This window comes from Enterobacter vonholyi (assembly GCF_008364555.1).
GTDB lineage: Bacteria > Pseudomonadota > Gammaproteobacteria > Enterobacterales > Enterobacteriaceae > Enterobacter > Enterobacter vonholyi.
The window spans coordinates 1-12,456 of sequence record NZ_VTUC01000018.1 but is presented as its reverse complement, the minus strand read 5'-3'; the positions used below and the strand labels follow the sequence as shown (position 1 = coordinate 12,456).

The 12,456-nt window shown below is 52.5% G+C and carries 9 protein-coding genes; all 9 read right to left on the bottom strand.

Features of this window, described 5'->3' with window-relative positions:
* Positions 1-12: 12 nt before the first annotated feature.
* A complete protein-coding gene (gene rpoC / locus F0319_RS18285) occupies positions 13-4,236 on the bottom strand; it encodes a DNA-directed RNA polymerase subunit beta' (RefSeq protein ID WP_023309968.1) in 4,224 nt (1,407 codons plus the stop codon).
* Positions 4,237-4,312: 76 nt separating this feature from the next.
* A complete protein-coding gene (gene rpoB, locus F0319_RS18280; protein WP_032644498.1) occupies positions 4,313-8,341 on the bottom strand; it encodes a DNA-directed RNA polymerase subunit beta in 4,029 nt (1,342 codons plus the stop codon).
* Positions 8,342-8,660: 319 nt separating this feature from the next.
* Positions 8,661-9,026 (bottom strand): 50S ribosomal protein L7/L12, encoded by a 366-nt coding sequence (gene rplL, locus F0319_RS18275; RefSeq protein WP_002445276.1) that lies wholly within the window; start codon positions 9,024-9,026, stop codon positions 8,661-8,663.
* Positions 9,027-9,092: 66 nt separating this feature from the next.
* A complete protein-coding gene (gene rplJ / locus F0319_RS18270) occupies positions 9,093-9,590 on the bottom strand; it encodes a 50S ribosomal protein L10 (RefSeq protein WP_003862338.1) in 498 nt (165 codons plus the stop codon).
* A gap of 291 nt (positions 9,591-9,881) precedes the next feature.
* Entirely contained in the window at positions 9,882-10,586 is a 705-nt protein-coding gene (gene rplA / locus F0319_RS18265) for a 50S ribosomal protein L1 (protein WP_006810530.1), read from the bottom strand.
* 3 nt (positions 10,587-10,589) lie between these two features.
* Positions 10,590-11,018, bottom strand: a complete 429-nt coding sequence (gene rplK, locus F0319_RS18260) for a 50S ribosomal protein L11 (RefSeq protein WP_008503452.1) — start codon at positions 11,016-11,018, stop codon at positions 10,590-10,592.
* 156 nt (positions 11,019-11,174) lie between these two features.
* Positions 11,175-11,720 (bottom strand): transcription termination/antitermination protein NusG, encoded by a 546-nt coding sequence (nusG, locus tag F0319_RS18255; RefSeq protein ID WP_002438628.1) that lies wholly within the window; start codon positions 11,718-11,720, stop codon positions 11,175-11,177.
* A 1-nt stretch (position 11,721) separates the two neighbouring features.
* The gene (secE, locus tag F0319_RS18250; protein ID WP_014068449.1) at positions 11,722-12,105 is read right to left on the bottom strand and encodes a preprotein translocase subunit SecE; all 384 of its coding nucleotides are present in this window, start codon (positions 12,103-12,105) and stop codon (positions 11,722-11,724) included.
* A gap of 228 nt (positions 12,106-12,333) precedes the next feature.
* Positions 12,334-12,456 (bottom strand): EF-Tu C-terminal domain-related protein (locus F0319_RS18245; protein ID WP_010791611.1); only part of this gene is annotated, 123 nt, incomplete at its 5' end.

The window sequence follows — 12,456 nt, the reverse complement described above, 5'->3', positions numbered from 1 at the left end:
CGGCATCAACGATTACTCGTTGTCGGAACCGCCCAGACCTGCGTTCAGCAGTTCTGCCAGGCTCGCGGATGCATCTTCAGCAGTCACCTGCGGTGCAGCTGGCAGTTCGCCCGCAGCACGACGACGCATACGATCCTGATGGTACGCATAACCGGTACCAGCCGGGATCAGACGGCCCACGATGACGTTCTCTTTCAGACCGCGCAGTTCATCACGTTTACCTGCAACAGCGGCTTCGGTCAGGACACGAGTCGTTTCCTGGAACGATGCTGCAGAGATGAAGGACTCGGTTGCCAGAGACGCTTTGGTGATACCCAGCAGATCGCGCGAGAAGGTCGCACCGATTTTGCCGTTCGCTTCCAGTTCGCGGTTAGCGATCTTGACGCGTGAGTATTCAACCTGCTCGCCTTCCAGGAACTCGGAGCTGCCTGCGTTTTCGATGGTTGCTTTACGCAGCATCTGACGAACGATAACTTCGATGTGCTTATCGTTAATCTTAACGCCCTGCAGACGGTAAACGTCCTGTACTTCGTTGGTGATGTAACGCGTTACTGCGTGTACGCCACGAAGACGCAGAATGTCGTGCGGAGCTTCTGGACCATCGGAAACCACGTCACCACGTTCTACACGTTCACCTTCGAACACGTTGAGCTGACGCCACTTAGGAATCATCTCTTCGTACGGTTCGCTGCCATCTACTGGAGTGATAACCAGACGGCGCTTCCCTTTGGTCTCTTTACCGAAGGAGATGATACCGCTGATTTCAGCCAGGATTGCAGGCTCTTTCGGACGACGTGCTTCGAACAGGTCCGCAACGCGTGGCAGACCACCGGTGATGTCCTTGGTACCGCTGGATTCCTGTGGAATACGCGCCAGAGCATCACCCGCACCGATCTGAATGCCATCTTCCAGCTGAACGATCGCTTTACCCGGCAGGAAGTACTGCGCAGGCATGTCGGTACCCGGGATCAGAACGTCGTTACCCTGAGCATCAACGATTTTCAGTGCAGGACGCAGATCTTTACCACCGGTAGTACGTTCAGCAGAATCCAGAACCACCAGAGAAGACAGACCAGTCAGCTCGTCCGTCTGACGAGTAATGGTCTGGCCGTCGATCATGTCAGTGAAGCGGATGAAACCACTTACTTCGGTGATAACCGGCATGGTGTGTGGATCCCAGTTTGCAACGGTTTCACCGCCGGCAACCTGCTCGCCATCACCTTTCGCCATAACCGCACCGTAAGGCACTTTATAGCTCTCTTTGGTACGACCGAATTCGTCGATCAGCTTCAGCTCGGTGTTACGAGAGGTCACAACCAGCTTGCCTGCGGAGTTAACAACAGACTTCGCGTTGCTGAGCTTGATGCTACCTTTGTTTTTCACCTGGATGCTGGATTCAGCAGCCGCACGAGATGCCGCACCACCGATGTGGAACGTACGCATCGTCAGCTGTGTACCCGGCTCACCGATTGACTGTGCCGCGATAACGCCGATTGCTTCACCTTTGTTGATGATGTGGCCACGCGCCAGGTCACGACCATAGCAGTGCGCACATACACCAAAGTCGGTGTCACAGGATACAACGGAACGTACTTTCACGGAGTCAACAGAGTTCGCTTCCAGCAGGTCACACCAGTGCTCGTGCAGCAGCGTGTTGCGTGGAACCAGAATGTCTGCAGTACCCGGCTTCAGAATGTCTTCCGCGGTTACACGACCCAGAACGCGATCGCGCAGTGGCTCTTTAACATCACCGCCCTCGATAACCGGGGTCATGGTGATACCTTCGAGGGTGCCACAATCGTCTTCGGTCACAACCAGATCCTGCGCAACGTCAACCAGACGACGCGTCAGATAACCGGAGTTCGCAGTTTTCAGTGCGGTATCCGCCAGACCCTTACGAGCACCGTGCGTGGAGATGAAGTACTGGAGTACGTTCAGACCTTCACGGAAGTTCGCGGTGATTGGCGTTTCGATGATGGAGCCATCTGGCTTCGCCATCAGACCACGCATACCTGCCAGCTGACGAATCTGTGCTGCGGAACCACGCGCACCGGAGTCGGCCATCATGTAGATGCTGTTGAAGGAAACCTGCTGCTCTTCTACGCCGTCACGGTTAATCACGGTTTCGGTCTGCAGGTTATCCATCATCGCTTTGGATACACGATCGTTCGCCGCTGCCCAGATATCGATAACTTTGTTATAGCGTTCGCCCGCGGTAACCAGACCAGACTGGAACTGCTCCTGGATCTCAGCAACTTCGGCTTCCGCTTCAGAGATGATCTCGTGTTTCTTCTCTGGGATGACCATGTCATCGATACCAACAGATGCACCTGAACGCGCTGCGTAAGCAAAGCCGGTATACATTGTCTGGTCAGCGAAGATAACGGTCGGCTTCAGACCCAGAATGCGGTAACAGGTGTTCAGCATTTTGGAGATCGCTTTCTTGCCCAGCGCCTGGTTGACGATGGAGAAAGGCAGACCCTTCGGTACGATCATCCACAGAATGGCACGGCCAACGGTCGTGTCTTTCAGGCTGGTTTTCGCAACGAATTCGCCGTTTTCATCTTTTTCGTATTCGGTGATACGCACTTTAACGCGCGCATGCAGAGAGGCCAGGCCAGCGCGATAAATACGCTCAGCTTCTTTCGGGCCAGTCAGCACCATGCCTTCGCCTTTGGCGTTAACACAGTCACGGGTCATGTAGTACAGACCCAGTACAACGTCCTGAGAAGGAACGATAATTGGTTCACCGTTCGCTGGGGACAGGATGTTGTTGGTAGACATCATCAGCGCACGCGCTTCGAGCTGGGCTTCCAGCGTCAGCGGTACGTGAACAGCCATCTGGTCACCATCGAAGTCGGCGTTATAGGCCGCACAAACCAGCGGGTGCAGCTGGATAGCTTTACCTTCGATCAGGACTGGCTCAAATGCCTGGATACCCAAACGGTGCAGAGTTGGTGCACGGTTCAGCAGTACCGGGTGTTCGCGGATCACTTCGTCCAGGATATCCCAAACGACAGCTTCTTCACGCTCAACCATTTTCTTAGCGGCTTTGATGGTGGTGGCGAGGCCACGCAGTTCCAGCTTGCCGTAGATGAACGGTTTGAACAGCTCCAGTGCCATTTTCTTCGGCAGACCGCACTGATGCAGACGCAGGTATGGACCTACGGTGATTACAGAACGACCGGAGTAGTCAACACGCTTACCGAGCAGGTTCTGACGGAAACGACCCTGTTTACCTTTGATCATGTCGGCCAAAGATTTCAGAGGACGTTTGTTAGAACCGGTGATCGCACGACCGCGACGACCGTTATCCAGCAGGGCATCTACCGCTTCCTGCAGCATACGTTTTTCGTTGCGTACGATGATGTCCGGCGCAGCCAGATCCAGCAGACGTTTCAGACGGTTGTTACGGTTGATAACGCGACGATACAGATCGTTCAGATCGGACGTTGCGAAACGACCACCATCCAGCGGAACCAGTGGACGCAGATCTGGCGGCAGAACCGGCAGAACGGTCAGGATCATCCACTCTGGTTTGTTACCAGACTGAACGAACGCTTCCAGCAGTTTGATACGCTTGGTCAGCTTTTTACGTTTGGTTTCGGAGTTGGTTTCGTTCAGCTCTTCACGCAGCTGCTCGCACTCTTGCTCCAGATCCATGCTCTTCAGCAGGGCCTGAATAGCTTCCGCACCCATCTTCGCGTCGAATTCGTCACCGAACTCTTCCAGCGCGTCCAGATACTGCTCTTCAGTCAGGATCTGATGACGTTCCAGGTTCGTCATCCCGCCTTCGATAACCACATAAGATTCGAAGTACAGAACACGTTCGATATCGCGCAGCGGCATATCCAGCAGCAGACCGATACGGGACGGCAGAGATTTCAGGAACCAGATGTGAGCGGTCGGAGACGCCAGCTCGATGTGGCCCATGCGCTCACGACGCACTTTGGTCTGGGTCACTTCAACGCCGCACTTCTCACAGATCACACCACGGTGTTTCAGGCGCTTGTACTTACCGCACAGGCACTCGTAATCTTTTACTGGCCCGAAAATACGCGCACAGAAAAGGCCGTCACGCTCAGGTTTGAACGTACGGTAGTTGATGGTTTCCGGCTTTTTAACTTCACCGAAAGACCATGAACGGATCATGTCTGGCGAAGCCAGAGCAATTTTGATCGCATCAAACTCTTCGGTTTTAGTCTGCGCTTTCAGAAACTTTAATAAATCTTTCACGGATTTGCTCCCGTCGGAGTTAGCACAATCTGGTGCCGGGGGTTAACCCGGCACCAGTGACCTGTTTGAGCGAGAATTACTCGTCTTCCAGTTCGATGTTGATACCCAGCGAACGAATCTCTTTCAACAGTACGTTGAAGGATTCTGGCATGCCCGGCTCCATCTGATGGTTGCCGTCCACGATGTTTTTATACATCTTGGTACGACCGTTCACGTCATCAGACTTAACGGTGAGCATTTCCTGCAGGGTGTATGCCGCGCCGTATGCTTCCAGCGCCCACACTTCCATCTCCCCGAAGCGCTGACCACCGAACTGTGCCTTACCACCCAGCGGCTGCTGAGTAACCAGGCTGTAAGAACCGGTAGAACGAGCGTGCATCTTGTCGTCGACCAGGTGGTTCAGTTTCAGCATGTACATGTAACCTACGGTTACCGGACGTTCGAACTGTTCACCAGTACGGCCGTCAAACAGCGTAATCTGACCAGACGTTGGCAGACCACCCAGTTGCAGCAGCTCTTTAATTTCAGCTTCTTTTGCACCGTCGAATACCGGCGTTGCAATTGGCATACCTTTGCGCAGGTTCTCTGCCAGACGCAGCACTTCTTCATCGCTGAAGGTGTTCAGGTCGACTTTCTGACGCACGTCGGTACCCAGATCGTAGGCACGCTGGATGAATTCGCGCAGTTTCGCGACTTCCTGCTGCTGTTTCAGCATGGCGTTAATCTTATCGCCGATGCCTTTCGCAGCCATACCCAGGTGAGTTTCCAGGATCTGACCAATGTTCATACGAGACGGTACGCCCAGCGGGTTCAGTACGATATCTACCGGCGTACCGTTAGCATCGTGCGGCATATCTTCGATCGGGTTGATCTTAGAGATAACACCCTTGTTACCGTGACGACCTGCCATCTTATCACCAGGCTGGATCTGACGTTTAACAGCCAGATACACCTTAACAATCTTCAGCACGCCTGGTGCCAGATCGTCGCCCTGAGTGATTTTGCGGCGTTTCGCTTCGAGTTTTTTCTCGAACTCGTGTTTCAGTTCGTCATACTGCTCAGCCAGCTGTTCCAGCTGATTCTGTTTCTCTTCGTCGGTCAGGCCCAGTTCCAGCCAGCGATCGCGTGGCAGTTTGTCGAGCTTCTCAGCTTCAACGCCACCGGCAACCAGCACCGCATAGATACGGCTGAACAGACCCGCTTCGAGGATCTGCAGTTCTTCAGACAGGTCTTTCTTAGCCTGTTTGAGCTGCATCTCTTCGATTTCCAGCGCACGCTTATCTTTCTCAACGCCGTCACGGGTGAAGACCTGAACATCGATAACCGTACCGGAAACACCGTTTGGTACGCGCAGAGAAGAGTCTTTAACGTCAGACGCTTTCTCACCGAAAATTGCACGCAGCAGTTTCTCTTCTGGCGTCAGCTGGGTTTCACCTTTAGGCGTAACCTTACCAACCAGAATGTCGCCGCCGGTCACTTCCGCACCGATGTAAACGATACCGGATTCATCCAGTTTGGAGAGCGCAGCTTCACCCACGTTAGGGATGTCAGCGGTGATCTCTTCTGGCCCCAGCTTGGTGTCACGGGACACACATGCCAGTTCCTGAATATGGATGGTGGTGAAACGATCTTCCTGAACCACACGCTCGGAGACGAGGATGGAGTCTTCGAAGTTGTAACCGTTCCACGGCATGAACGCTACGCGCATGTTCTGACCGAGCGCCAGTTCACCGAGGTCGGTGGACGGACCGTCTGCCAGCACGTCGCCGCGCTCAACTGGCTCACCCAGAGACACGCAAGGCATCTGGTTGATACAGGTGTTCTGGTTAGAACGGGTGTATTTGGTCAGGTTATAAATGTCGATACCTGCTTCGCCCGGATACATCTCGTCTTCGTTAACTTTGATAACGATACGGGATGCATCGACGTACTGAACAGTACCGCCACGTTTAGCAACTGCAGTAACACCTGAGTCAACGGCAACAGCACGCTCCATACCGGTACCAACCAGCGGCTTATCAGCGCGCAGAGTTGGAACGGCCTGACGTTGCATGTTCGCACCCATCAATGCACGGTTGGCGTCATCGTGTTCCAGGAACGGGATCAGGGACGCACCGACGGATACCACCTGCTGGGTGGATACGTCCATGTAGTCAACCTGGTCGCGGCTGAACAAGCTGGATTCGCCTTTGCTACGGCAGGTAACCAGATCTTCTACAAAGTGGCCTTCGTCATCCAGGTTGGAGTTCGCCTGAGCGATAACGTAGTTACCTTCTTCAATAGCAGACAGGTAATGAATTTCATCGGTTACAACACCGTCGGTCACTTTACGGTACGGGGTCTCAAGGAAACCGTATTCGTTAGTCTGTGCGTACACGGACAGGGAGTTGATCAGACCGATGTTTGGACCTTCAGGCGTTTCGATTGGACATACGCGACCATAGTGCGTCGGGTGTACGTCTCGAACTTCAAAGCCTGCACGTTCACGGGTCAGACCGCCTGGGCCGAGTGCAGAGATACGACGTTTGTGCGTAATCTCAGACAGCGGGTTGTTCTGGTCCATGAACTGAGACAGCTGGCTTGAACCGAAGAACTCTTTCACTGCTGCAGAAATCGGCTTGGCGTTAATCATATCCTGAGGCATCAGGGTATCCAGATCGCCCAGAGACAGACGCTCTTTCACCGCACGCTCTACACGTACCAGGCCAACGCGGAACTGGTTTTCCGCCATTTCGCCTACGGAACGGATACGACGGTTGCCGAGGTGGTCGATATCGTCCACTTCGCCTTTACCGTTACGGATATCGATGAGCTTCTTCATCACTTCGATGATGTCGTCTTTGCTCAGGATACCGGAACCTTCGATTTCGTCGCGCAGCAGAGAACGGTTGAACTTCATACGACCAACCGCAGACAGATCGTAGCGGTCTTCGGAGAAGAACAGGTTCTCGAACAGGCTTTCCGCCGCTTCGCGAGTTGGTGGCTCACCAGGACGCATCATGCGGTAGATTTCTACCAGCGCGCTCAGACGATCGGTGGTTGGGTCGACGCGAATAGTCTCAGAGATATACGCACCGTGGTCCAGATCGTTGGTGAACAGCGTTTCGATACGTTTGTGGCCAGACTGGCTCAGCTTAGCCAGCAGATCCAGGCTCAGCTCCATGTTCGCCGGGCAGATCAGCTCGCCAGTTGATTCATCAACGTAATCTTTCGCGGCTACTTTTCCTGCAATGTATTCAACCGGAACTTCGATGTGTTTGATATCATCTTTTTCCAGCTGGCGGATGTGGCGCGCGGTGATACGGCGACCTTTTTCCACATACACTTTGCCGTCGGCTTCGATGTCGAACGACGCGGTCTCACCACGCAGACGTTCCGGCACCAGCTCCATCTGCAGCTTGTTGTCGCGGATTTCAAAGATCACTTTCTCAAAGAACAGGTCCAGGATCTGCTCAGTGGTATAGTTCAGTGCACGCAGAATGATGGTTGCAGGCAGCTTACGACGACGGTCGATACGGACAAACAGGTTGTCTTTCGGATCGAACTCAAAGTCCAGCCATGAACCACGGTAAGGAATGATGCGTGCGTTATACAGTACTTTACCGGAAGAGTGTGTTTTACCTTTATCGCTGTCGAAGAAGACGCCCGGGCTACGATGCAGCTGGGAAACGATAACACGCTCAGTACCGTTGATTACGAAAGTACCGTTGTCTGTCATGAGTGGAATTTCACCCATGTAGACTTCTTGTTCTTTAATGTCTTTTACGGTGCCTTCCGGAGCTTCGCGCTCGTAGATCACCAGACGCAGTTTTACGCGCAGCGGTGCGGAATAGGTCACGCCACGGATCTGACATTCCTGAACGTCAAACACCGGTTCGCCAAGGCGGTAGCTGACGTACTGCAGCTCGGAGTTACCGCTATAGCTCTGAATCGGGAACACGGAGCGGAAGGCTGCTTCCAGACCGTACTGCCCTTCAGGATCTTGCTCGATAAACTTCTGGAACGAGTCAAGCTGGATAGAAAGGAGATATGGAATGTCCAGAACTTGTGGACGTTTACCAAAATCCTTACGAATACGTTTTTTCTCGGTATAGGAGTAAACCATAGGGTTCCTCAGCTCGCTGACAAGTCGACCCATCTGTCCGACGAAGGGACAGTTTGTGCAACACCATTTTGTGGACCGGAAAATTGAATACTTTCCGCAATACCTGTTGCTATCACGCTTAAATCATTTCGTCGCGATTTACACAGAGCGAGCACCCTGTCGCAATATATTAAGTCGTCGATAGAAACATGCATTGTCAGGACAATCAGCAGTCAAACAGTGTGAAATGCTACTGATGCCTTACAGCGCAAAAAGGCTGGTGACTAAAAAGTCACCAGCCATCAGCCTAATTACTCAGGCTGCAACCAGAAAAGTTGGCTTATTTAACTTCAACTTCAGCGCCAGCTTCTTCCAGAGATTTTTTCAGTGCTTCTGCGTCGTCTTTGCTCACGCCTTCTTTCAGCGCAGCTGGAGCAGATTCTACCAGGTCTTTAGCTTCTTTCAGACCCAGGCCAGTTGCGCCACGTACTGCTTTGATAACAGCAACTTTGTTAGCGCCAGCAGCTTTCAGAATTACGTCGAATTCAGTTTTTTCTTCAGCAGCTTCAGCCGGGCCCGCAGCTACAGCTACAGCAGCAGCAGCAGAAACACCGAATTTTTCTTCCATTGCAGAAACCAGCTCTACAACGTCCATTACGGACATAGCTGCTACTGCTTCAATGATTTGATCTTTAGTGATAGACATTTAAATTGTTCCTGAAAATCAGAATAAGTTTATACGTAAGCAAATGCTTTATAAAGATAACTGCGATTAAGCAGCTTCTTTCGCATCGCGTACAGCAGCCAGAGTGCGAACCAGTTTGCCAGCCGCAGCTTCTTTCATGGTTGCCATCAGGCGTGCAATTGCTTCTTCGTAGGTCGGCAGGGTTGCCAGGCGATCGATTTGCGATGCCGGGATCAACTCACCTTCAAAGGCTGCAGCTTTGACCTCAAATTTTGCATTCGCTTTCGCGAACTCTTTGAACAGACGAGCAGCAGCGCCCGGGTGTTCCATAGAGTATGCAATCAGGGTCGGACCAACAAACGTGTCTTTCAGGCACTCGAACTGAGTACCTTCAACTACGCGGCGCAGCAGGGTGTTACGAACAACACGCATGTATACGCCAGCTTCACGACCTGCTTTACGCAGTTCAGTCATTTTGTCTACAGTAACGCCACGGGAATCCGCAACTACTGCAGACAGCGCGCCTTTGGCTACTTCGCTGACTTCAGCAACAATCGCTTGTTTGTCTTGAAGATTTAAAGCCATTAGCTTTGCTCCTGGATGTTTGCCGGAACTCATGTTCCGGAACTCACTTCACTCTCCCCAACGGAAAGAGCGTCTTAATACGGTGAGCAGAAACAAGCCAGAGTATCCAAAAATAATCTTAGCGTTCTGTCACCGTCTACGCAGGGGATTAAGTCTCTTGCGAAACACCTGCGGTCTTCGACGGAGGCCTGGATCAGGCCAGGCTCCAACGAACAAATCTTTTAGCCGCTAACTTTTGTTAGCAAACGTGGGGGTAAGATTGTAGACAAAATCACCGCCCACGTAAAGGCATTAGTTTGCAGCAGCGCTCAGGCCAGCCTGGTCAACTGCAACACCTGCACCCATAGTGGTGGAGATGCTAACTTTCTTGATGTACACGCCTTTCGCCTGAGTTGGTTTCGCTTTTTTCAGCGCAACCAGGAGAGCTTCCAGGTTTTCTTTCAGTTTGTCAGCGTCAAAGTCCACTTTACCGATGGTGGTGTGGATGATGCCGTTTTTGTCGTTACGATAACGAACCTGACCTGCTTTAGCGTTCTTAACCGCTTCAGCAACGTTAGGGGTTACAGTACCAACTTTCGGGTTTGGCATCAGGCCGCGTGGACCCAGAACCTGGCCCAGCTGGCCAACAACGCGCATTGCATCTGGAGAAGCAATAACAACGTCAAAGTTCATTTCGCCTTTCTTGATCTGATCAGCCAGATCTTCCATACCTACCAGTTCAGCGCCGGCAGCTTTAGCAGCTTCAGCGTTCGCACCCTGAGCAAATACAGCTACGCGAACGGAACGGCCAGTACCGTGTGGCAGTACAGTTGCGCCACGAACGTTCTGATCGGATTTACGCGCGTCGATGCCGAGGTTAACGGCAACGTCAACGCTTTCAACGAACTTAGCAGTTGCCAGTTCTTTCAGCAGAGCGATAGCTTCGTTGATGTCGTACTGTTTGGTCGCATCAACTTTGTCACGGATCACGGACATGCGCTTGGTCAGTTTAGCCATTTCTTAGTCCTCCACTACCAGGCCCATGGAACGTGCAGTACCTTCGATTGAGCGAGTCATCGCTTCAATGTCGGCACCAGTCATGTCGGCAGCTTTGGTCTGCGCGATTTCCTGCAGCTGAGCGCGGGAAATTTTACCCACTTTGTCTTTGTTCGGTTTACCGGAACCAGACTTGATACCAGCCGCTTTCTTCAGCAGAACAGCTGCTGGAGGGGTTTTGGTAACGAAAGTGAAAGAACGGTCAGCGTAAACAGTGATTACGACTGGGATTGGCAGACCTTTTTCCAGGGATTCAGTTTTTGCGTTGAACGCTTTACAGAATTCCATGATGTTCACACCCTGCTGACCCAGAGCTGGACCAACTGGTGGACTTGGGTTCGCCATACCAGCTGCAACCTGCAGCTTGACGTAGGCTTGTACTTTCTTAGCCATTCTAAAATCCTCTGATTGGGTGATAGCGCCTCAGGGAGGCTCCCCGTGAATAAAATTCGTTTTACGGGCCGGGGCCAATAAAAACAAAAGGCGCGAAATTGTATTCCAATCTCGCGCCCTGTGCAACGATTAAATCGCCGCTTTTTTGATCGCTGCTTAGGCTTTTTCGACCTGCGCAAAGTCCAGTTCTACCGGGGTCGCACGACCGAAGATAGAAACAGAAACTTTCAGGCGGGACTTCTCGTAGTCCACTTCTTCAACGACGCCATTAAAGTCAGCAAACGGACCGTCGCTAACACGAACCATTTCACCCGGTTCAAACAGCGTTTTCGGACGCGGCTTATCACCCACCTGCTGCAGGCGGTTCATAATCGCATCAACTTCTTTATCGCTGATTGGCGCCGGACGGTCAGACGTGCCGCCGATAAAGCCCATCACGCGCGGTACGCTGCGCACCAGGTGCCAGCTCGCATCGTTCATCACCATCTGAACCAGCACGTAACCCGGGAAGAATTTACGCTCGCTTTTGCGACGTTGGCCGCCACGGATCTCAACCACTTCTTCGGTCGGAACCATAACTTCGCCAAATAACTCTTCCATGTTGTGTAATTTGATATGCTCACGCAGCGACGTTGCTACGCGGCCTTCAAAACCGGAAAACGCCTGAACGACGTACCAACGCTTTTTAGGGGCTTCAGACATCTTAGAACCTCAGGCCAGTAATAAAGGAAACCAGGCGAACCAGAATACCATCCAGTCCCCACAGGATCAGTGACATTACCGCAGTCACTGCAGCCACGATCAGCGTGGTGTGCAATGTTTCCTGGCGAGTCGGCCAAATGACCTTGCGGACTTCGGTACGTGCTTCACGAGCGAAAGCAACGGTCGCTTTACCCTTAGTCGTCAACAGCGCGACACCGCCCGCTGCAGCAATCAGAATCACCACTGCCAGCGCGCGGAGCGGCAGCATCATGTCACGATAAAGATAGTTGCCAACGATTGCCACAATCAGCAGCACGGCAACAGCGACCCACTTCATCGCTTCCAGGCCGCGCCCGCTCCCTTGAGCTTCGGTATTCGCACTCATAAACCAACCTGTCAGAAGAATTCTACAAATAATTTCACCCCGCGATTGCGAGGCGAGCCAAATCGAAACGCTAATCCCTTTATGGATTATACGCTCTCTGCAGAGCCTGTCTCAGCAATGATTATGACAAAAATAATCACTGATGAGCCAGGTTCTGATGTGAAAGCGTGCAAAAAGGGCATCAAATGATGCCCTTTTCATGCGCATTGCGTCAAATGTTATCAGCGATTAGCCGAGAACTTTAGCAACCACGCCCGCGCCAACGGTACGGCCACCTTCACGGATTGCGAAACGCAGACCGTCGTCCATCGCGATTGGGTGGATCAGAGTCACAACCATCTTGATGTTGTC

Bases quoted from the DNA above. Each gene is read 5' to 3' on its own strand.
- rpoB (WP_032644498.1), bottom strand. From the start codon at position 8,341: ATGGTTTACTCCTATACCGAGAAAAAACGTATTCGTAAGGATTTTGGT.
- rplL (WP_002445276.1), bottom strand. From the start codon at position 9,026: ATGTCTATCACTAAAGATCAAATCATTGAAGCAGTAGCAGCTATGTCC.
- rplJ (WP_003862338.1), bottom strand. From the start codon at position 9,590: ATGGCTTTAAATCTTCAAGACAAACAAGCGATTGTTGCTGAAGTCAGC.
- rplA (WP_006810530.1), bottom strand. From the start codon at position 10,586: ATGGCTAAACTGACCAAGCGCATGTCCGTGATCCGTGACAAAGTTGAT.
- rplK (WP_008503452.1), bottom strand. From the start codon at position 11,018: ATGGCTAAGAAAGTACAAGCCTACGTCAAGCTGCAGGTTGCAGCTGGT.
- nusG (WP_002438628.1), bottom strand. From the start codon at position 11,720: ATGTCTGAAGCCCCTAAAAAGCGTTGGTACGTCGTTCAGGCGTTTTCC.
- secE (WP_014068449.1), bottom strand. From the start codon at position 12,105: ATGAGTGCGAATACCGAAGCTCAAGGGAGCGGGCGCGGCCTGGAAGCG.